At 73.4% G+C, this 20,508-nt stretch carries 19 protein-coding genes and 1 riboswitch; of the genes, 8 read left to right on the forward strand and 11 right to left on the reverse strand.

Going from position 1 to position 20,508, the window contains the following annotated elements; genetic code table 11:
- Positions 1-53 precede the first annotated feature (53 nt).
- Positions 54-144, reverse strand: a riboswitch (ZMP/ZTP riboswitch).
- 108 nt (positions 145-252) lie between these two features.
- The gene (gene rocD, locus ACFVGW_RS25565) at positions 253-1,458 is read left to right on the forward strand and encodes an ornithine--oxo-acid transaminase (protein WP_385853616.1); all 1,206 of its coding nucleotides are present in this window, start codon (positions 253-255) and stop codon (positions 1,456-1,458) included.
- A gap of 92 nt (positions 1,459-1,550) precedes the next feature.
- Positions 1,551-2,252, forward strand: coding sequence for a polysaccharide deacetylase family protein (locus tag ACFVGW_RS25570; protein ID WP_385853617.1), 702 nt, complete (start codon positions 1,551-1,553; stop codon positions 2,250-2,252).
- On the opposite strand, the gene ACFVGW_RS25575 is transcribed toward ACFVGW_RS25570, so the two are convergent.
- Together ACFVGW_RS25575 and ACFVGW_RS25580 are read right to left on the reverse strand one after the other, a co-directional pair.
- Positions 2,242-3,426 carry a glutathionylspermidine synthase family protein gene (locus ACFVGW_RS25575; protein ID WP_385853618.1) on the reverse strand — a complete coding sequence of 395 codons (1,185 nt, stop codon included), beginning with the start codon at positions 3,424-3,426 and terminating at the stop codon, positions 2,242-2,244. The two genes, ACFVGW_RS25570 and ACFVGW_RS25575, sit on opposite strands and share 11 nt — an antisense overlap.
- Positions 3,427-3,462: 36 nt before the next feature.
- Positions 3,463-3,762: a hypothetical protein gene (locus tag ACFVGW_RS25580; protein WP_383223259.1), complete on the reverse strand. Its 300-nt coding sequence runs from the start codon at positions 3,760-3,762 to the stop codon at positions 3,463-3,465.
- 90 nt (positions 3,763-3,852) lie between these two features.
- On the opposite strand from ACFVGW_RS25580, the gene ACFVGW_RS25585 reads away from it, so the two are divergent.
- The gene (locus ACFVGW_RS25585; RefSeq protein ID WP_385853709.1) at positions 3,853-4,713 is read left to right on the forward strand and encodes a hypothetical protein; all 861 of its coding nucleotides are present in this window, start codon (positions 3,853-3,855) and stop codon (positions 4,711-4,713) included.
- A gap of 197 nt (positions 4,714-4,910) precedes the next feature.
- Here ACFVGW_RS25585 and ACFVGW_RS25590 read toward each other — a convergent pair whose 3' ends face one another.
- A complete protein-coding gene (locus tag ACFVGW_RS25590) occupies positions 4,911-6,323 on the reverse strand; it encodes a PLP-dependent aminotransferase family protein (protein ID WP_385853619.1) in 1,413 nt (470 codons plus the stop codon).
- Positions 6,324-6,370: 47 nt separating this feature from the next.
- Between ACFVGW_RS25590 and ACFVGW_RS25595 the strand changes: the two genes are divergently transcribed.
- Positions 6,371-6,883: a carboxymuconolactone decarboxylase family protein gene (locus tag ACFVGW_RS25595; protein ID WP_383223255.1), complete on the forward strand. Its 513-nt coding sequence runs from the start codon at positions 6,371-6,373 to the stop codon at positions 6,881-6,883.
- Positions 6,880-7,647: an isocitrate lyase/phosphoenolpyruvate mutase family protein gene (locus ACFVGW_RS25600; RefSeq protein WP_385853620.1), complete on the forward strand. Its 768-nt coding sequence runs from the start codon at positions 6,880-6,882 to the stop codon at positions 7,645-7,647. The genes ACFVGW_RS25595 and ACFVGW_RS25600 overlap by 4 nt, the downstream gene beginning before the upstream one ends.
- A 165-nt stretch (positions 7,648-7,812) precedes the next feature.
- Here ACFVGW_RS25600 and ACFVGW_RS25605 read toward each other — a convergent pair whose 3' ends face one another.
- From ACFVGW_RS25605 to ACFVGW_RS25620, 4 genes are all read right to left on the reverse strand, one after another.
- A complete protein-coding gene (locus tag ACFVGW_RS25605) occupies positions 7,813-8,802 on the reverse strand; it encodes a malate dehydrogenase (protein ID WP_385853621.1) in 990 nt (329 codons plus the stop codon).
- 121 nt (positions 8,803-8,923) lie between these two features.
- A complete protein-coding gene (locus tag ACFVGW_RS25610; RefSeq protein ID WP_385853622.1) occupies positions 8,924-10,012 on the reverse strand; it encodes a DUF2690 domain-containing protein in 1,089 nt (362 codons plus the stop codon).
- A gap of 273 nt (positions 10,013-10,285) precedes the next feature.
- On the reverse strand, positions 10,286-10,906 hold the full coding sequence (locus tag ACFVGW_RS25615) for a DUF3017 domain-containing protein (protein ID WP_385853623.1): 621 nt from the start codon (positions 10,904-10,906) through the stop codon (positions 10,286-10,288).
- 2 nt (positions 10,907-10,908) lie between these two features.
- Complete coding sequence (locus tag ACFVGW_RS25620; protein WP_383223245.1) at positions 10,909-11,769, reverse strand: bifunctional methylenetetrahydrofolate dehydrogenase/methenyltetrahydrofolate cyclohydrolase; 861 nt, start codon at positions 11,767-11,769, stop codon at positions 10,909-10,911.
- Between the two features lie 246 nt (positions 11,770-12,015).
- Here ACFVGW_RS25620 and ACFVGW_RS25625 point away from each other — a divergent pair, with 246 nt between their 5' ends.
- Positions 12,016-12,597, forward strand: coding sequence for a hypothetical protein (locus tag ACFVGW_RS25625; RefSeq protein WP_352192415.1), 582 nt, complete (start codon positions 12,016-12,018; stop codon positions 12,595-12,597).
- A gap of 98 nt (positions 12,598-12,695) precedes the next feature.
- Here ACFVGW_RS25625 and ACFVGW_RS25630 read toward each other — a convergent pair whose 3' ends face one another.
- From ACFVGW_RS25630 to purN, 3 genes are all read right to left on the reverse strand, one after another.
- On the reverse strand, positions 12,696-14,147 hold the full coding sequence (locus ACFVGW_RS25630; protein ID WP_383223242.1) for a DUF2079 domain-containing protein: 1,452 nt from the start codon (positions 14,145-14,147) through the stop codon (positions 12,696-12,698).
- A gap of 132 nt (positions 14,148-14,279) precedes the next feature.
- Positions 14,280-15,842: a bifunctional phosphoribosylaminoimidazolecarboxamide formyltransferase/IMP cyclohydrolase gene (gene purH, locus ACFVGW_RS25635; RefSeq protein ID WP_385853624.1), complete on the reverse strand. Its 1,563-nt coding sequence runs from the start codon at positions 15,840-15,842 to the stop codon at positions 14,280-14,282.
- The gene (gene purN / locus ACFVGW_RS25640; RefSeq protein WP_352192417.1) at positions 15,839-16,453 is read right to left on the reverse strand and encodes a phosphoribosylglycinamide formyltransferase; all 615 of its coding nucleotides are present in this window, start codon (positions 16,451-16,453) and stop codon (positions 15,839-15,841) included. Before purN ends, purH begins: the two co-directional genes overlap by 4 nt.
- Before the next feature lie 219 nt (positions 16,454-16,672).
- Here purN and ACFVGW_RS25645 point away from each other — a divergent pair, with 219 nt between their 5' ends.
- Positions 16,673-17,434, forward strand: coding sequence for a hypothetical protein (locus ACFVGW_RS25645; RefSeq protein ID WP_383223238.1), 762 nt, complete (start codon positions 16,673-16,675; stop codon positions 17,432-17,434).
- Positions 17,435-17,441: 7 nt separating this feature from the next.
- Here ACFVGW_RS25645 and ACFVGW_RS25650 read toward each other — a convergent pair whose 3' ends face one another.
- The gene (locus tag ACFVGW_RS25650; protein ID WP_385853625.1) at positions 17,442-18,977 is read right to left on the reverse strand and encodes a DUF6350 family protein; all 1,536 of its coding nucleotides are present in this window, start codon (positions 18,975-18,977) and stop codon (positions 17,442-17,444) included.
- 116 nt (positions 18,978-19,093) lie between these two features.
- Here ACFVGW_RS25650 and ACFVGW_RS25655 point away from each other — a divergent pair, with 116 nt between their 5' ends.
- Positions 19,094-20,488, forward strand: a complete 1,395-nt coding sequence (locus ACFVGW_RS25655) for a sigma factor-like helix-turn-helix DNA-binding protein (RefSeq protein ID WP_385853626.1) — start codon at positions 19,094-19,096, stop codon at positions 20,486-20,488.
- Positions 20,489-20,508 lie beyond the last annotated feature (20 nt).

Genomic DNA, 20,508 nt, shown 5'->3' on the forward strand with positions numbered 1-20,508 from the left:
TCCCGGGGCACGGCTCAGTCCTGCTGGGCGGCACCACGCGGGATGTTCGGTCCCGAAGATGCCCAGGCGGGCGGCATCTCGTGTGGTCTGCCCCGCACGGCTCCCCCAGGGTCGATTCCCCGTACGCCAGTCGCCGTGCGTGTTTCCAGAGTAGCGGGCGCGCCGTCGCACAGGTTTCTTCGTCCGGCATCCGAGCGACGATAGGAAAGGGAGCCACACACGCCCCTGGCCCGCAGGACGAACGGAGATCCCGTGTCGAGTACGCAAGACGCGATCGCTTCCGCGGAGGCGCACAGCGCGCACAACTACCACCCCCTTCCCGTCGTCGTCGCCTCGGCGGACGGGGCCTGGATGACCGACGTCGAGGGGCGCCGCTACCTCGACATGCTCTCCGGGTACTCGGCGCTCAACTTCGGGCACGGCAACCGGCGGCTGATCGATGCCGCGCGGGCGCAGCTGGAGCGGGTGACGCTCACGTCCCGGGCGTTCCACCACGACCGGTTCGCGGAGTTCTGCACCCGGCTCGCGGAGCTGTGCGGCAAGGAGATGGTCCTGCCCATGAACACGGGCGCCGAGGCCGTCGAGACGGCCGTGAAGACCGCCCGCAAGTGGGGGTACGAGGTGAAGGGCGTGCCGGACGGGCACGCGAAGATCGTGGTCGCGGCGAACAACTTCCACGGCCGGACGACGACGATCGTCAGCTTCTCCACGGACCACGAGGCCCGCGACCACTACGGCCCGTACACGCCGGGGTTCGAGATCGTCCCGTACGGCGATCTGACGGCGATGGAGCGCGCGGTCACCGCGCACACGGTGGCGGTGCTCATCGAGCCCATCCAGGGCGAGGCGGGGGTTCTGGTCCCGCCGGCCGGATATCTGCGCGGGGTGCGGGAGTTGACCCGTGAGCGGAACGTGCTGTTCATCGCGGACGAGATCCAGTCGGGCCTCGGCCGGACCGGGCGGACGTTCGCGTGCGAGCACGAGGGCGTGGTGCCGGACGTGTACGTCCTGGGCAAGGCGCTGGGCGGCGGTGTCGTCCCGGTCTCGGCGGTGGTCGCGGACCGGGACGTGCTCGGGGTGTTCCGCCCGGGTGAGCACGGGTCGACGTTCGGCGGGAACCCGCTGGCCTGCGCGGTGGCCCTGGAGGTGATCGCGATGCTGCGGACGGGCGAGTACCAGCAGCGGGCGGCGGAGCTGGGCGAGCATCTCCACGCGGAGCTGCGGCTGCTCGTGGGCGGGGGCGCGGTGGAGGCGGTGCGGGGGCGCGGTCTGTGGGCCGGGGTCGACATCGCGCCGTCGAAGGGCACGGGCCGGGAGATCTCCGAGAAGCTGATGGAGCGGGGGGTGCTGGTGAAGGACACGCACGGTTCGACGATCCGGATCGCGCCTCCGCTGGTGATCGGCAAGGAGGACCTGGACTGGGGTCTTGAGCAGCTGCGGGCGGTTCTCTCGGAGTGATCCGGTCCGCTCGAGGGCGGTGGCGGCCGCGCCGGCGGTGGTGGCAACTCGGGGCATTGACAGCAGAGTTGGTCTAGGCCAATGATGCGGCCATGCCGAGACCGAGACCCCGTCCCCGCCGCGCGCTGCGCGGCGCCGTCGCCGCCCTCGTCCCGCTCGCGCTGCTCGGCGCGTTCGGGGGCCCGGCGCACGCCGCCCCCGCGGCGGCCTGGCCCGAGCCCGTCCCCGTCGTCTCCCGCGTCGAGACCACCGACCCGGTCGTCTTCATCACGATCGACGACGGCTGGTTCCACGACCCCGCGGCCGCGAAGGTCCTCCTCGACCGCCGGGTGCCCGCCTCGCTCTTCCTGCTCCCCGGCGCCTACTCGTACGACTCCGGCTACTTCCACACCCTGCTCGACCAGGGCCCCTCCCGCGTCGAGAACCACACCGTCAACCACCCGGACCTGACCACGCTCGACGCGGCCGGGCAGAAGGCGGAGGTCTGCGGGGCGCGCGAGCGGCACCTCGCCGAGTTCGGCGACGGGCCCCGTCTGCTGCGCCCGCCCTACGGGACGTACGACGAGACCACCCGTACCGCCGCCCGCGCCTGCGGGGCGAAGGCCGTGGTCACCTGGACGTACGACCTGACCACCTGGGGTCAGTGGACCCCGCCGGCGCCGACGCTCAGGGCCGGCGACATCATCCTGCTGCACTTCAACGAGACGCTGGAGCAGGATCTGACGCGCGCCCTGGCCGCCGCGGAGGCCGCCGGCCTGAAGCCCGCACCACTCAGGGAGTACGTCACAGAATGACGTGCGGCAGGAAGCGGGCGTACTCGTCCGTGATCAGGCCCGCCGACTCCCGGATGCCGAGCCCCGCCGCCTCGTCCTCGACGACCCACGCGCCGAGCACGACACGGTTGCCCTCGAAGTCCGGGAGCGGGGCCAACGCCTGGTAGCAGCAGGGTTCGTCGCGTACGACCGGCGCCGCGCCCGGCTCGTGGACGGTGACGCCCGCGCCCTCGCGGCCGAGGAGCGGCTTGGCGACGTAGCCTCCGGTCGCGGCGAGTTCGCGCGGGCCGTCGAGGTAGGCCGGCAGCAGGTTCGGGTGACCCGGGTAGAGGTCCCAGAGGATCGCGAGGAGGGCCTTGTTGGAGAGCAGCATCTTCCAGGCGGGCTCGATCCAGCAGGTCGTGCCCGTACCACCGCCGTTGTCGAGGGTGTCGAGGACGTACGGGCCGAAGCGGTCCGTCGTCAGCCACTCCCACGGGTAGAGCTTGAAGCAGCTGCGGACGAACCGCAGCCGGTCGTCCACGAACCGCCCAGACAGCCGGTCCCAGCCGATCTGTTCGACCGACAGCGCCTCCGTGTCGAGCCCGGCCTGCTGGGCGGTCTCACGCAGGTACGCGACCGTCATCAGGTCCTCGCCGAGCTCGTCCCCGTCGGAGTGGACGAAGTGCACCGGACTGCCCGGCGGCAGCAGCTTCGCCTGCCGCCTCCAGGCGTCGACGAGCCGCTCGTGGAGCGAGTTCCACTGGTCGGCGCCGGGGAAGCGCTCCTCCATCCAGAACCACTGCGGGCTCGCCGCCTCGACCAGGGAGGTCGGCGTGTCGGCGTTGTACTCCAGCATCTTGGCCGGGCCCGTGCCGTCGTACCGGAGGTCGAACCGGCCGTAGAGCGACGGCAGTTCGGCCCGGCGGCGCCAGGACTCGGCGACGAGCGAGGCGAGCCGGGGGTCGGTGAGGCCGAGATCGGCGAATCGATCCTTCTCGACGATGTGGGCGGCCGCCACGAGACACATCGCGTGCAGCTCCTCGACGACCTCCTCCAGGGCCTCGACCTCGGGCAGGGTGAAGGAGTAGTACGCGCTCTCGTCCCAGTACGGGCGCAGGGAGCCGTCGGGGTAGCGGGTCAGCGGGTAGACGAGCCCCTGCTCCTCCACCGTCTGCTGCCACCCCGGCCGGGGGTCGATCGTGTGCCGCCGCATGTCGCTCGGTCCGTCCGTCCGTCCGTCGTCCGTGGCTCAGCCGCCGCCGGAACCGGAGCAGCCGAAGCCGCCGGTGTCGACGGCCGTCTTGTCGAAGCTGCCGCCGCTGACCCTGTTGTCGCTCACGCTGCCGCCGTAGTAGTACGAGCCGCGGGCCGTGCCGCTGCTTCCACTGCTGCCGCTGCCACTGCCGCTCTCGCACTCGTAGCTCGGCAGCTTCTCGCGGGTCAGCGGGTCGACACACCGCCTGTCGGGCTCGGAGCCGCAGGACGTGATGGTCGCCGCGAGTATCCCCATACCGCCGAGCACGACCGTGCTCGACCTCAGCCTGCGCATGAAACAGCCTCCCCATCCCGTGGTCGCGACCGCACAGTTTAGGCCTGTGGCCGAGCGGCCCCGCACTAGAGTCCATTCGTGCTCTTTGGGATGATCTGCGCTCTGGGTTCCTCGGTCTTCTTCGGCATGGCGTCGGTGTTGCAGGCGCTCGGCGCACGGGCGACCGAGCCCGGGACGGGCGCCGGCGTCGACGTGGCCCTGCAACTGCGGGTGATGCGGCAGTGGCGATATCTGCTCGGACTCTCCTTCGACGGCATCGGTTTCGGGCTTCAGATCGTCGCCCTGCTGACGCTGCCGATCTACGTGGTGGGGGCGGCGCTCGCGGCGAGTCTGGCGGTCACGGCGGTGGCCGCGTCCTGGCTGCTCAAGGTCCGGCTGCACCGGATGGAGTGGGCGGCGGTGGCCGTGGTGTGCGTGGGGCTCGTGATGCTCGCCCTCGCCTCGGGCGCGGAGGGCGAGCAGAGCTCGTCGGAAGCGCTGCGGTGGGCGATGCTCGGGGCGGCGTTCGCGGTCCTCGGCCTCGGTGCGGCCGCCGGGCGGCTGCCCGGCCGGCCGCGGGCTCTGGCGCTCGGCCTCTGCGCGGGCTTCGGCTTCGGGGTGGTGGAGGTGGCGGTCCGGCTGATCGACAGCTGGGACCTCGCCAACCCCGCGGTGTACGCGCTGCTCCTGGGCGGCGGGTCGGCGTACGTCCTGCTGACCTCCGCGCTCCAGCGGGGCTCGGTGACGACGGCGACGGCCGGTGCGGTCGTCGGCGAGACGATCGGCCCGGCGCTGGTCGGCGTGATCTGGCTGGGCGACCGTACGCGTGAGGGCTTCGGGTGGCTCGCGGTCCTGGGCTTCACGGTGGCGGTGGCGGGCGCACTGCTCCTGGCCCGCTTCGGGGAACCCCCGACCCCGGACCAGCGCCGAGCGACCCCGGACGAGCGCCGAGCGACCCCGGACCAGCCCTGAGCGACCCCGGCCGCGGGTCCGGCCGCCCGCCCGGCCGCAGGCCTGGCCACGAGCCCGGACGCGGGCCTGGCCGCACGCCCGGCCGCAGGCCTGGCTACGAGCCCGGACGCAGGCCTGGCTACGAGCCCGGACGCAGGCCTGGCCGCGAGCCCGGACCGCAGGCCCCGCCGCGAGCCCGGACGGCGGGCCCCGCCGTCCTACGGCAGGACGCGGCACAGGGCCGCCAGCGCGCCGGACCAGGCGCTGTCCGGAGGGGTCGCGTAGCCGACCACCAGGCCGTCCTGGGTCCGCGGGACGTCCGGATGGCGGAAGCGGTCGAGGCCGTCGAGGGCGAGGCCCTGCCAGGCCGCGGCCCGCAGAACCTCCTGCTCCCGGCCCGGCGGGAGTCGCAGGACCGCGTGGAGACCGGCCGCGATCCCGCTCACCCGCGTCTGCGGGGACCGTTCGGCCACCGCCGCCACCAGCTCGTCCCGCCGGCGCCGGTAGCGCAGCCGCATCGCCCGTACATGACGGTCGTACGCTCCCGAGCCCAGGAACTCCGCGAAGGTCAGCTGGTCCAGCGAGCTGGACACCCAGTCCACCTGGCCCTTCGCCGCCACCACCTCGTCCACCAGGCTCTCCGGCAGCACCATCCACGCCAGCCGCAGCCCGGGCGCCAGGGACTTGCTGGAGGTGCCCAGATAGACCACGCGCTCGGGGTCGAGGCCCTGGAGCGCGCCCACCGGCTGCCGGTCGTAGCGGAACTCCCCGTCGTAGTCGTCCTCCAGGACGAGCCCGCCCGCTGCCCGCGCCCAGTCGACCGCCGCCGCCCGCCGGTCGGGGTGGAGCGCACCGCCCAGGGGGAACTGGTGGGCGGCCGTCATCAGCACCGCCCCCACACCCTTCATCCCGGACAACCCCTCGGTCCGGGTGCCGAGTTCGTCGAAGGGCAGGGCGGGCAGCCCCAGCCCGGCCCCGGTCAGCAGCTCCCAGTGCACGTCGAGCCCGTACGACTCGACCGCCACCTCCCGCACCTTCCGCGCCCGCAGCACCTGCGCCATCAGCATCAGCCCGTGCACGAACCCCGAGCAGATGACGATCCGTTCGGGCCGCGCGTGGACGCCCCGCGCGCGTGCGAGGTACTCGGCGAGCACGGTGCGCAGTTCGATCCGGCCGCGCGGGTCGCCGTACCCGAAGGCCTCGTTGGGCGCGGCGGTCAGGGCGCGCCGGGCGGCCTTGAGCCATTCGGCGCGCGGAAAGGCCGCGAGGTCGGGCGAGCCCGGCTTCAGGTCGTACGCCGGCCGCGCGGCCTCCCGCCGGGCCACCGTCGTGGGGCGGACGCCCGACGCGACCTGCCGGCGCGGCACGGCCCGCGGGGCGACCCGGGTCCCGGACCCCTGCCGTGCGGTCAGCCAGCCCTCCGCGACCAGCTCGGCGTAGGCGTCGGCGACGGTGTTGCGCGCGATCCCCAGGTCGGCGGCGAGCGAGCGGGAGGACGGCAGTCGTACGCCCGCCTTCAGGCGCCCGCTGCGCACCGCCTCCCGCAGGGCGTCCATCAGCCCCGTACGCAGGCCGGATCCACGCAGGTCCAGATGGAGGTCGACCCCGAGAGTGGCCCAGTCTTCTGCCATGCGAATGGACCATACTCCTGTGCCATCGCGCTCGTACGGTGAGAGCCATGACCACCACGACGACGGACCTCGCCCCCCACGTCCACGCCGACGAGCACGCCCCCCGCCTCAACCTCGCCGAGCGCGTTCCGGAGTTCTACCGGGCGATGCGCCGGCTCGAACAGGCCGCGGCGAAGGACATCGACCCCACCCTCTACGAGCTGATCAAGATCCGGGCCTCGCAGATCAACCACTGCGCGTTCTGCCTCGACATGCACACCAAGGACGCGCTCGCGGCAGGCGAGTCGGTCGAGCGGATCGTCCAGCTGTCCGCGTGGGAGGAGTCGCGGCACTTCTACACCGAGCGCGAGCTCGCCGCCCTCGCCCTGACCGAGGCCGTCACCGTCCTGACCGACGGTTTCGTCCCGGACGAGGTGTACGCGCGGGCCGCCGCCCACTTCGACGAGACGGAGCTCTCCCAGGTCATCGGCGCCATCACCGTCATCAACGCCTGGAACCGGATCGCCGTCACCACCCGCATGACCCCCGGCCACTACACCCCCGGGCAGTACAAGAAGTGACCGGGGCGGCCCCCGAGGCGCCCGCCGCCCGGGCGGTGCGTGCCCTGCACGCCCGGCGGACGGGCGGAGCGCCGCTGATCGTCCCCGGCCCCTGGGACGCCGCCTCCGCCCGGGTCTTCGAGGAGGCCGGATTCCCGACGCTCGCCACGCCGAGCGCCGGGATCGCCGCCTCCCTCGGGTACGAGGACGGGCAGACGCCGGCCGAGGAGATGTTCGCGGCGGTGACGAGAATCGTCCGCGCCGTCTCCGTACCGGTCACGGCCGATCTGGAGGGCGGCTACGGGCTGCCGCCCAAGGAGCTCGTGGAGCGGGCCCTGGAGACGGGCGCGGCCGGGGTGAACCTGGAGGACGGCGACCGGACGGGCGGGCTGAGGGACCCCCGGGAGCAGGCCGACCGGCTGGCGGAGGTACGGGCGGAGGCCGGGCCGCTGCTCTTCGTCAACGCGCGCGTGGACACGTATGTGCGCGGTGTGACCGACGTGGACGACGTGGACGACGTGGACGATGCGATCGAACGGGCGCGGCTCTACGCGGCGGCGGGTGCGGACTGCGTCTATCCGATCAAGGCGCCCGCGGCGCATCTCCCGCTGCTGTGCGCCGGGATCGACGTCCCGGTCAACGTCCTGGCCCTGCCCGACGGACCGTCGTTCGCCGAGCTGGGACGGCTGGGCGCGACCCGGATCACGTTCGGGCCCGGGCTGTTGCTGCGGACGCTGAAGGGTGTCGCCGGGCTGGCCGAGGAACTGGCGGCAGAGCTCCCGTAGTTCCGCGGGTCTCCGCGGCTTTCGGCGGGTGCCGCGGTCTCGGCGGTCTCGATGGGTCGGCGGGTCGGCGGGTCGGCGGGTCGGCTCACGCACGACCGCCCCCGGCCTCGAAGGCCGGGGGCGGTCGTCAGTGCGTCAGCGCGTCGGTCGCGCCGCGCGGTGGTCTCAGATGAGGCCGAGCTCGCGGACGGCGTCGCGCTCCTCCGCCAGCTCCTGCACCGAGGCGTCGATGCGGGCGCGGGAGAACTCGTTGACGTCCAGGCCCTGGACGATCTCGTACTTGCCGTCCTTGCAGGTGACGGGGAAGGAGGAGATCAGGCCCTCCGGGACGCCGTAGGAGCCGTCCGACGGGATGCCCATGGAGGTCCAGTCGCCCGCGGCGGTGCCGTTGACCCACGTGTGGACGTGGTCGATGGCGGCGTTGGCGGCCGAGGCGGCCGAGGACGCGCCACGGGCCTCGATGATCGCGGCGCCGCGCTTGGCGACGGTCGGGATGAAGGTGTCGGCCAGCCACTGCTCGTCGTCGACGACCTCGGCGGCGTTCTTGCCGGCGATCTCCGCGTGGAAGATGTCCGGGTACTGGGTCGCCGAGTGGTTGCCCCAGATGGTGAGGCGCTTGATGTCCTCGACGGACGCGCCGGTCTTGGCCGCGAGCTGCGAGAGCGCGCGGTTGTGGTCCAGGCGGGTCATCGCGGTGAAGCGCTCGGCCGGGACGTCCGGGGCCGCCGCCTGGGCGATCAGGGCGTTGGTGTTGGCCGGGTTGCCGACGACGAGGACCTTGATGTCGTCCGCGGCGTGGTCGTTGATGGCCTTGCCCTGCGGCTTGAAGATGCCGCCGTTGGCGGCGAGCAGGTCACCGCGCTCCATGCCCTTGGTACGCGGGCGGGCGCCCACGAGCAGGGCCACGTTCGCGCCCTCGAAGCCCTGGTTCGGGTCGTCGAAGATGTCGATGCCCTTGAGCAGCGGGAAGGCGCAGTCGTCGAGCTCCATGGCGGTGCCCTGGGCGGCCTTGACGCCCTGCGGGATCTCGAGGAGGCGCAGCTTGACCGGCACGTCCGCGCCGAGCAGGTGGCCGGAGGCGATGCGGAAGAGCAGCGCGTAGCCGATCTGGCCGGCCGCGCCGGTGACGGTGACATTCACGGGAGTGCGGGTCATGGCGATCTCCGTAAGACAGCTGGCGGTGGGGGTCCCTGCCCCTGGTGTCGGACACCTCTCCTGATCGACGATCGATCGGTCGCCCCGATGTCTCGACGTGAAGAGATATCCAGCGGTCAGGCTATCCGACCCGGGACCCGTCCAACCCCCACCCCCTTGTGGTCCGGCTCACTGCCACCCGACCGGGTCGGCCACCGCCGGTGCACACCCGCGCGCCGCTCGCCCGCGCCACGCACGCGGTCGCGTCCGCCGCGTTCGTGACGGCGACCATCGGGCTGTACGCGTCGGGGTCGGCGCCCACGGTGGCGTCCTGGCCGACGGCGTCCCGGCCCGCGTCGGCGCCCCCGGCGGTGACGCGCAGGGTGTCGCCGGGTGCGGCCCCGGTGATCCGGGCCCAGGCGGCGGCGCAGGTCCTGCTGTGCCGCACTTCGAGCAGCCCTGCGGCGCCGACCGGGGTCCGGGAGACGGTGGTGGCGAACGTGCCGCCGCACCCCATGGCTTCCGGGTCCTGGCCGGTGCAGCCGGCGCCGGTGCACTTCACGCCGACGGGGAGCGCCGTGCTCGGCGTGGCGCCGGGGGCGGTGGTGGAGGGGCCCGCGGCGGTGCCGCCGCGGCCGGCGGTGCCGCCACCGGAGCCGACGTCCGTGAGGAGGACGGCGGCGGCGACGACGAGCAGCGCTCCGAGGACCCCGGTGACGATCAGGAGGGCGCGGCGGCGCGGCGGTACGGGGGCGGCCGGCGGCGTGACCGCCGGTCCCGCGGGGGCGTCGGGGCGGCGCGGTGGGGCGGAGCCCGTACGGGGGCCGGCGCCGGGTCCCGTACCGGCACCGTACGGACCGCCGCCGCTGCTGCCGCTGGTCTCCGTGGAGACGTTCGCGCCGTGTGCGGACAGGCTCCGGGAGGGCCGCCGCGGGTCCGCGACGGGTTCGTCGCGCCCGTCGGTACGGCTCCAGGCTCGCTCGGCCCGCTCCCGCATCGCCGTGAGCCGGCCGGTGTCCGTGCCGGTCACCTCGGCGAGCGCGACGACGGCGCCCCGGGGCGCGAGGAGCCGTCCGTCGAGGTATCGCTCCCAGGCGGCCCTGCTGTGGCCGGTGCGGTCGGCGACGGCGGCGACGCTGAGCCCGCTGCGGTCGACGAGCCGTCGCAGGTGGCTCACGAACTCGCGTACGCGCGGATCGGGTTCGTCGGGCGGCGCCTTCCCACGAGCCATGTGCGATTCCCCCTCGTCACCCTGGACGACCCCCGGAAGATGCTCGGGCCAGGATGACAGCTCGGGGGCGGGGGCGCAGGGGTGCGTAGGCGTCGAGCGCGCGCCCCGGAGCGTGACGGAGTAGCGGAATGGTCACTTCCGTGCCACAGGGCACCAGGGACGCTTGAACCACGTTGGCGCGTACATGATCCTCAAAAGAGGAACGGCGCCCGTCCTCCCTCGGGGGAGAGGACGGGCGCCGTTCCGCCGTCGAGGCCCGGGTGATCGCCGGCCCTAGGTGATCGTCAGATGGAGGATGTCCTCCAGGAACGGGATCTTCAGCCAGGGGGCCGGCTGCACCATCAGTGCGAGCAGCACGATGAGCACGCCCATGACGCCGTACGTCACCATGTCGGTGAACCGCGACCGTACGGCGAGCATGCCCACCGACGGCAGCGCGCGCCTCAGCCCCGCGCCGGTGAGCAGAGCCACCCCGACGAGGATCGTCCCGACCCGGAACGCCTGCGGGAAGAGATCCGTCCCGACGACCAGCAGTCCCAGCGCGGCGAGCCCGAGCACGGTCAGCAGCGGCCACTGGCGCGCGGGCGCCGGGGCCCCGCCGGCCGCGGCCCGTCCGCCGCCTTCGGGCCGCGCGGTGTCGGTCGTCAGCGCCGGAGGCCGCCGAGACCGTCCGGACGCGTCACCGGACGCCGCCGTACCGGAATCGCCCTCGGCCTCCGGTGCGCCGTCCGGGCCCTCGACCGCCGAGGCGTCCGAGGCGTCCGAGGCGTGCCGAGCGCCGGCGTCCGAGGCGTCCGACGTGTCCCGAGCACCGGCGCCCGAGGCACCCGCGCCAGAAGCGTCCGGGGTGCCCGGGGCGTCCGACGTGCCGCCGCCCGTCATGCGCGACGTCATGGTCAGAGCGCCTCGGCCGCGCGCTCCGCGGCCTCGACGACGTTGACGAGCAGCTGGGCGCGGGTCATGGGGCCCACACCGCCCGGGTTCGGGGAGATCCAGGCCGCGACCTCGTTCACGCCCGGGTCCACGTCACCGACGATCTTGCCCTCGCCGTTGCGCGAGACGCCGACGTCCAGGACGGCCGCGCCCGGCTTCACGTCCTCCGCCTTGATCAGGTGCGGCACGCCCGCCGCCGCGATGATGATGTCCGCGCGCCGCAGGTGCGCCGCCAGGTCACGCGTACCGGTGTGGCACTGCGTCACCGTCGCGTTCTCCGAGCGCCGCGTGAGCAGCAGCGGCATCGGGCGGCCGATGGTGACACCGCGGCCGACGACCACGACCTCCGCGCCCTTGATCTCCACACCGTGACCGCGCAGCAGCGTGATGATGCCGTTGGGGGTGCAGGGCAGGGGCGCCGGCTCGTTCAGTACGAGACGGCCCAGGTTCATCGGGTGCAGACCGTCGGCGTCCTTGGCCGGGTCCATCAGCTCCAGGACGCGGTTCTCGTCGATGCCCTTCGGCAGCGGGAGCTGCACGATGTAGCCGGTGCACTCGGGGTCCTCGTTGAGCTCCCGTACGACGGCCTCGATCTCCTCCTGCGTGGCCGTCGCGGGCAGCTCGCGCTGGATCGAGGCGATGCCGACCTGCGCGCAGTCGCGGTGCTTGCCCGCGACGTACTTCTGGCTGCCCGGGTCGTCGCCGACCAGGATCGTGCCGAGGCCGGGCGTGACGCCCTTCTCCTTCAGAACCGCCACGCGGGCGGTCAGATCGGTCTTGATCGCGGCTGCGGTGGCCTTGCCATCGAGAATCTGGGCGCTCATGGGCCCATCCTCCCGGATGACCCCTCGCTTGTTCCAATTCGCGTCGGCACCGGCCGCACGGAGGCGGTCGGAAAGTTGCACTCGCACAACACCCGTGCGAACCGACTGGACAAAAAGTCGACGCTACGACGACGATGTCCGCGAACTGCCGCGGGCAGTGCCGGGGGGCAAATCGCTCATACGCTGTGAAATCTCCTCCGTCGCGGGCCGCGTTGTCCCCGCACAGACCAACGGAGGAATCCCGCGATGAGCTTCGGTGAACCGAACAACCCCTACGGCCAGCAGCAGGGCCAGCAGCCGGGCTACGGCTACCCCCAGCAGCAGGGTCAGCAGCCGGGCTACGGCTACCCGCAGGCTCCCCCGGTCCAGCAGCCGTACGGCGGCGGCTACCCGGGCGTCACGGAGATGCCGGGCGGTGTGAAGGCGGCCCGCGTGATGCTCTTCGTCATCGGCGGTCTCCAGATCCTCGGCGCCATCTTCGCCGCACTCGCCGCGGTCGGCGTCAGCGCCGCCAAGAACGACCCCGCGCTGAAGGACGACGTCCAGTTCCAGCAGGTGGCCGACTGGTCCGTCGGCGCGGTCTGGGGCGTCACCGTCCTGATCCTCGCCTGGGGTGTCCTCGCCATCGTGCTCGGTGCCAAGTTCGGCAGCGGCGGCAACGGCGTCCGCGTCACGGCCCTGGTCTTCGGCATCATCACGGCGATCCTCGGCATCTACCCGTTCGTCGTCGTCGGTCTGGCCCACACCGTGATGGCCATCCTCGTCGCCGTCTTCGTCGGCAAGGGTGACGGCTCGGCCTGGTTCAACCGTCAGCGCGCGCAGTACTGACCCTCGCGCCGACACACCGAAGGGGCCCGGTTCCGCAAGGAACCGGGCCCCTTCGGCACGGGTACCCCGCGCGGTCACCCCGCGAGGTCACCCCGCGCTCAGCTCCGCTTGAGCACCACGAACTGTCCCGACTGCGCCGACACCTCGTACCGCGCCTCCGGGTGCAGCTGGGAGGCGAGCTGCACCGGGTCCGTCACCGGCTGGGACCAGCCCGAGGCCAGGTCGAGGGCCAGGTAGTCCGGGCTGACGCCCTTCGCCCCGCCCACCCAGTAGACCTTCCGGTCCGCGGTGAGGTGCGCCATCAGCGTCACGTTCGTCTCCACGCTCGCCCCCGCCGGCACCGCGTCGACCGCCTTCCGGGCCTCCACGGTCCGGGCGTCCGTACGGTACGTCTCCGAGCGCAGCAGCTCCCGCAGCGGCAGGTCCAGGGCGATCACGATCGCGACCGCCGTGACGACCGGGACGACGACCCTGCCGTACGCCACGAGCCAGGCTCGCGGGGAGGTCCGGACGGCGCGGACGCCGTCGACGAGGGCGAGGAAGACGACCGGCATCAGGATGGCGCTGTAGTGCCAGATCATCCCCCAGTGGTTCGGGTCCTGGGAGAGGAAGCGCCAGCCGAGCGTCGGCAGCACGAGGAGCATCAGCGGGGAGCGCAGGGCCAGGAAGCCGGTGATGCCGACGAGGAAGAAGATCATCTCCCACTTGACGCCGGAGCCCAGCGAGCCGAGCAGCACCTGGACGAAGGAGACGTCGGCGCCCTCGCTCGACTTCTCGATCTTGGCCCAGTAGTCGTACTGGCCGACCCGGCTCGCCGCCGGGATCAGGACCAGGACCGTCAGGGCGAAGAAGCCGGCGCCGAAGGCGGCCAGCGAGGCGCCGAGACGCTTCTGCCCCTTGAGGAAGAGGACGGCGCCGACCATCGCGACGGTGAGCCCCATGTCCTCCTTGACCAGCACCAGCGGCGCGGACCAGGCGGCGGCCGCCGTCCAGCGCCCGAGGAGCAGGGCGCGGCAGGCCAGCGCGAGCAGCGGGACGGCGAAGGCGATCTCGTGGAAGTCGGACTTGACCGCCTCCTGGAGACCCCAGGACAGCCCGTAGGCGACGGTGAGCCCCAGGCCGGCGGCGCGGCTGCCGAGCACCTGGTGGGCGGTGCGGCCGACGACGACCGCGGAGGCGGCGAAGAGCGCTGCCTGCGCGAAGAGAAGGGCGAGCGGGGAGGACCAGATCCAGTACAGGGGCGCGAGGAGCGCCGTCACGGGACTGAAGTGGTCCCCGAGTATGAGGAAGCCCGGGCCCTTGATGTCGACGATCGGCGCCCGGAACTCGGCGTAGGCCCGGACGGACTGGTTGAAGATCCCGAGGTCCCAGGAGGGCGTGCGGAAGTGCGCGTACTGGACCCAGGAGTAGAGGAAGTACAGCGCGCACAGCACGCCCGCCACCAGGGCGTACGGACGTATGGGCGCCTCGGCGAGGCCGCGCACCGGCGGCTCCGCGCGGCCGGTCTCCGGGGCGGAGGTCTCCACCGTCCCGCTCTGTACATCCAACACCGCGCCCCCACCCACCAGCCGCCGACAAAAGAGCAACCCATTAGACCAGAGCGTTCGGGCGGCCCCCCGGACCGAGACGGACGGCCCGCCGGTACGTCACGTACCGGCGGGCCGTCCGTCGTACCGCTCCGGTCAGTGGAAGAAGTGGCGCGTGCCCGTGAAGTACATCGTCACGCCCGCCTTCTTCGCCGCCTCGACCACCTGCTCGTCGCGCACGGAGCCGCCGGGCTGCACGACCGCCTTCACGCCCGCCGCCGTGAGGATCTCCAGGCCGTCCGGGAACGGGAAGAACGCGTCCGAGGCCGCGTACGAGCCCCGCGCGCGCTCCTCGCCCGCCCGCTCGACCGCGAGCTTCGCGGAGTCGACGCGGTTGACCTGGCCCATGCCGACGCCGACCGAGGCGCCGTCCTTCGCCAGCAGGATCGCGTTGGACTTGACCGCGCGGCACGCCTTCCAGGCGAAGGAGAGCTCGGCCAGCTCCTCGGCGGACAGGGCTTCGCCCGCCGCAAGCGTCCAGTTCGCCGGGTCATCGCCCTCGGCCTGGAGGCGGTCGGTGACCTGGAGCAGCGCGCCGCCGTCGATCGGCTTGACCTCGACCGGGTTGGCCGGGGCGCCCTCGGCGCGCAGCACGCGGATGTTCTTCTTCTTGGCGAGGATCTCGACGGCGCCGTCCTCGTAACCGGGGGCGACGACGACCTCGGTGAAGATCTCGGCGACCTGCTCGGCCATCGCGACGGAGACCGGACGGTTGACCGCGATCACGCCGCCGAAGGCGGACAGCGGGTCGCAGGCGTGCGCCTTGCGGTGCGCCTCGGCGACGTCCGCGCCGACGGCGATGCCGCACGGGTTGGCGTGCTTGATGATCGCGACGCACGGCTCGGAGTGGTCGTACGCGGCCCGGCGCGCGGCGTCGGTGTCCGTGTAGTTGTTGTACGACATCTCCTTGCCGTGCAGCTGCTCGGCCTCGGCGAGGCCTCCCGTGCCGTCGACGTAGAGCGCGGCGCCCTGGTGCGGGTTCTCGCCGTAGCGCAGCACGTTGGAGCGCTCGTAGGTGGCGCCCAGGAAGTCGGGGAAGCCGGAGTCGTCGGCGGCGGCGTAGTCGTCGGCGAACCAGGAGGCGACCGCCACGTCGTACGCGGCGGTGTGCTGGAAGGCCTCGGCGGCCAGGCGCTTGCGGGTGGCGAGCTCGAAGCCGCCCTCCTTGGCCGCCGCGAGGACGTCGGCGTACCGCGCCGGGCTGGTGACGACCGCCACGGACGGGTGGTTCTTGGCGGCGGCGCGGACCATCGACGGGCCGCCGATGTCGATCTGCTCGACGCACTCGTCCGGGGTGGCTCCGGAGGCGACGGTCTCCTTGAACGGGTACAGGTTGACGATCACCAGGTCGAAGGGCTCGACGCCCAGCTCGGCGAGCTGGTTGCGGTGGTCCTCCAGGCGCAGGTCGGCGAGGATGCCGGCGTGCACGCGCGGGTGGAGGGTCTTGACCCGGCCGTCCAGGCACTCGGGGAAGCCGGTGAGCTCCTCGACCTTGGTGACCGGGACACCGGCCGCGGCGATCTTCGAGGCGGTGGAGCCGGTGGAGACGAGGGCGACACCCGCCTCGTGCAGGCCGCGGGCCAGCTCCTCAAGGCCGGTCTTGTCGTAGACGCTGACGAGTGCGCGGCGGATGGGGCGCTTCGTACCTTCGGCGGTCACGGGATTGTTACCTTTCGTCCCTCAATGCGGTAGCCGTGCCGGGCCAGACGCCCCACGACCTCGACGAGCAGCGAGCGCTCGACTTCCTTGATGCGCTCATGGAGAGCGGCTTCATCGTCCTCGTCCCGGACCTCGACCACGCCCTGGGCGATGATCGGGCCGGTGTCGACACCGTCGTCGACGAAGTGGACGGTGCATCCGGTGACCTTCGCGCCGTACGCGAGTGCGTCCCGCACTCCATGGGCACCGGGAAAACTGGGGAGCAGCGCCGGATGGGTGTTGACGACCCGGCCGCCGAAGCGGGCGAGGAACTCCTTGCCGACGATCTTCATGAAGCCGGCCGAGACGACGAGGTCGGGCTCGTACGCGGCGGTGGCCTCGGTCAGGGCGCGGTCCCACTCCTCGCGGGTCGCGTGGTCCTTCACCCGGCAGACGAAGGTGGGGAGACCGGCGCGCTCGGCCCGGTCCAGACCCGCGATGCCGGTGCGGTCGGCGCCGACGGCGACGATCTCCGCGCCGTACCCCTCGGGATCGGCGGCGATGGCGTCGAGCAGCGCCTGAAGGTTGGTGCCGGAGCCGGAGACCAGGACGACGAGGCGGGCGGCGGCCACTGGGTCACTCTTTCCGTGGTGTTTGTACGGTCGCACGAACGAATCGTGCCTCGGGATACGGGGAACCCTACGAAGGGCCCGACCGTCAGCAACGATACCGGCACACGGGAAGGCCCCCACGGGACGGGGGCGTGGCCGGGGGGTAGCGTCGGGGTTCGACGACAGTTCAGCCCGTAGTTGAGACAGCAGTTGCGACGACAGAGGGAAGACGTTCAGCAGATGCCGGAACGCCAGTCCACGGACGACAACAACCCGTTCGCGCCGCCGCCCGAGGGGCAGCCGGACCAGCCGTGGCAGCCGCGGCGGCCGGAGGGCTCGGACGACGACCCGTCGTCCGGGTCGTCCGGGACCTCCGACGGCTCCGACCGCTCCGGGGCCCCGGGCCGCTGGAGCAGCCGCCAGCCCGGCCGCTCCTCCGACGGCTTCGGCCGGCGCCCGGAGCGCCCCACCGGCCCCGACGGCCAGGGCCAGGGCCAGGGGCCCCGATGGGACCCCACGGACCCCACGCAGCGGCGGGCGCGGTACGCGCTGCTCGCGGGCATGTGGGCGTTCTTCTTCGCGATCTTCGACATCCCTGAGCTGGCGCTGCTGCTCGGCGCACTGGGCATCTATTGGTCGGTCAGCGCGCTGCGGTCCAAGCCGAGGGCACAGGCGCAGGGACAGGCGCAGGGACAGGGGCAGGCCCCCGGGGCGCCCGGCCCTTCACCCGTTCAGCCGCAGCCCCTGTCGGCGAGCGGCCCCCAGCCGTCCGCCCAGCCGGGGACCTCGCGCATCGCCGCCCGCGCGCAGCGCACGGCCGCAGTGAGCGGTCTGGTCGCCGCGGCGCTGTCCCTGCTGATCGTGGCGGGCGGCTTCACCATGCAGATGGTCTACCGCGACTTCTACACCTGCCGCGACGACGCTCTGACCAAGTCGGGCCAGCTGGCCTGCAACGACCTGCTGCCGGAACCGCTGCGGGAGCCGTTCGGCGTACCGAAGTAGGCCTGCCCTACGCGTCGCCGCCGTCGCCGTCGCCGTCGCCGTCGCCGTCGGGAGCCTGCGCCGGAGCCTCGGGCGACCCAGGCGGGGACGGCAGGGACGGGGCCGGTGGCGGGGGCGGCAGGGGCAGCGGCGGCAGGGCCGGTTCCCAGGCCGCCGGCAGGTAGTCGTACGGCTCGAACTCCGCATCGTCGTCGTCCTGCTCCACCTCCTCGGGGAGCAGGGCGGACACGGGCACGGGTACGGGTACGGGATCCGGAGCGGGGCCCTGCGCCGCGGCGAAGGCGCTCGGCGGCTCCGTCGCCCGCGGCTCGGGCGCCGGCCTCGTGCCGCGCCGGGCCCAGGCCCGTACCGCCAGCGCCACCGGTACTCCCACCGCCGCGCACCACAGCACCGTCGCCGCGCCGGCCTGCCACCACACCGGGCCGAACTCCGCCAGCCGGCCCGTGCCGAGCGGGCCTCCGGCGGCGGCCGCGAGCAGCGCTGTCGCCGCCCCGCACACCCAGGCGCCGATCAGAGCCGTCAGCGCCGTGTCCCGGGCCGTCCAGGTCCCCGCCGAGCGCCCCACACCCGCCCCGAGGATCACGGCCGCCACCAGCGGGACGGCCGCCGCGGCCCAGTGGGGCCAGCTCCCCGGGCCCTCGGCGGGGAGGGCGGCGAGCAGGGGGAAGGGCGGGACGGCAGCGGCTCCGGTGAGGCCCAGGGGGGTCGCGGACGCGCCCGTACCGAGCGCGAATCCGGGCCCGAGGCCGTACGACGCACCCCAGACCGCCGCGTTCGGCACCAGCGCGGCGGCGAGCAGCAGGACCGACAGGCGCCCCGACCACTCCCCCGAAGGCCCGGCGAGCCCGGCGAAGGACTCGTGCGCCGCGCCCGCGTGCCAGACCAGCGAGGCCGCGAACACGACCGCTCCGCCACCGAGCAGGGCCACGACCGCCGGTCCGGCCGCGCGCAGCGCCACGGCCGTCTGCTCCTGCTCGGGCAGGGGTCGTCCGGCCGCCGTCCAGACGCCCAGACCCGTCGCCGCGGCCACCGTTCCGGGCAGCCACAGGCCCGCGGCCACCGGGTCCGCGGGCAGCGGACCGCTCGCCGCGTAGACCACGACACCGACCGCGACCAGCAGATATCCGCCGGCCATGGCGGCCACCGCGGCACTCGCGGACGACCGGGGGCCGATCGGCTCCTCGGTGTACGGCTCCATCGTGTCCCGCGCGGCGCGGTGCAGCAGCCAGCCCGGCAGGACCATGAGCAGCAGGGGCGCCACGCCCACGGGCGCGCCCGCCCCGGCCATGGCCTCCGCGCGGACCAGGTCGACGCCGTGGGCGAGCAGCCACAGCCCGGCCGCCGCGTGCAGGGCCCCGCCGGGGCCGCTGTCGGGGTACGGCGAGCTGATCCACAGTCCGGTCACGAGGACCGCCAGCGCCCCGAGGCCGAGTCCCGCGGCGACCCCGCCGCGCACGAAGGCGGTCGCCAGGGCGGCGGACCGGCCGCTCCGGAGCACGGTCTCGGCTGCCGTCGAGGAGGGCCGTTCGGTCAGATGGGTCACGCGCCCATGCTGCCAACGACACGCGCCTTTCTCGCGTAACAGGCAAAACGCCGTTGTGTCGCTCAATATACGTTTATGTACTTTTCCGCCCGGAACCCTGCGGGAGGTCGTCGCCCATGAACCGGAGCATCCCCTCCCCCAAGGAGCGGCGCAGACTGCGCGAGGCCAGAGGTTTGAGCGAGGACCAGGTCGCGGAGGCCATGGGTGTCACGCGGGCGACGGTCCGGTCCTGGGAGACCGGCCGCACCTCGCCACGGGGGCGCAAGCAGGAGGCGTACGCGAAGCTGATCGGGGCGTACGACGAGCAGCACACGCCCTCCGATCCGCCGCCGGCCGCCCCGAACGCCCCCACCCGTCCGAGGGCCGCGACCAAGCGCGCGGCGAAGCCGCCCAAGGCCCCCGCGGCAGCCACCCTCGGCATCGGAGGAGGCCTCGGCGCCTTCGGTGCCTTCGATGGCACGGGTGGCATCGGCGGAGGCCGGAAGGCCCCGCGAGCCGTCCGAGCGGGCTCGCCCGACGCCCAGCAGCCCCTGGAGAGACTGAAACCGGTGGAGACTCCCCCACGGCCCGCGGACCCGCCGGCCGAGCAGTTCCCCGAGGTTCCGGCCTCGGAGGCCCCCGAAGCCCACGACACCCACGACACCCACGACGTCTACGACGTCTACGACGTCTACGAAGCCCACGACGCCCACGAGGCTCCCGCGGGGCCCACTCTCACTCCGGAGGAGGCCTTCGACGCGCTCTACGCCCACGCGGCGCCCGGACTCCTCCACCAGACGTACCTGCTGACCGGCCGCCGCCGGCTCTCCCGGGAGGCCGTCGAGCGCGCCTTCCAGCAGGCCTGGCAGCGCTGGCCCGAGGTCGCGGTCGACCGGGACCCGGTGGGCTGGGTGCGGGCTGCGGCGTACGAGTACGCGCTCTCCCCCTGGCACCGGCTGCGCCGCACCCACAAGCACCCGGACGCCCCGCCCGCCGACCCCGGGCGACGCGAGCTGCTCGGCGCGCTCCTGGAACTGCCGCCGCCGTACCGCCGTACCGTCCTGCTCTACGACGGTCTCGGCCTCGACCTGCCCGAGACGGCGGCCGAGACGGAGGCGAGCACCCCCGCCGCCGCCAACCGCGTCCTGCACGCCCGTGCCGCCATCGGCGAGCGCGTGTCCGGGCTCGCCGACCCCGACGCCCTCCACCGGACGCTGGGCGCGCTGGTCGCGGAGACCCCGACGGCGACGCTCGCGGAGCCGCGGTCCGTACGGGACGGCAGCGAGCGGAGCAGCCGGATGTGGACGCGCGCGGTGGTCGGGGTGACGGCGGCCCTCATCGCGGTGACGGCCCTGACGGCCGCGACCGCGCCGACGCAGTACCTGCCGCTGATCCACCCCGGCGAGAGGGTCAACGGCGTCCCGGTCCGCGGCGGCTCGCCGAAACTCACCCCCGAGGACGTGAGGCTGCACGACCGGCTCCGCTCCCAGCCCCACAACGGGCCGGAGCGGCTGATCCCCGACTCGCACTGACTCCCGCCCCGCGGTACGCG

It is taken from the genome of Streptomyces sp. NPDC127129 (assembly GCF_042671585.1).
In the GTDB taxonomy this organism is placed as follows: Bacteria; Actinomycetota; Actinomycetes; order Streptomycetales; family Streptomycetaceae; genus Streptomyces.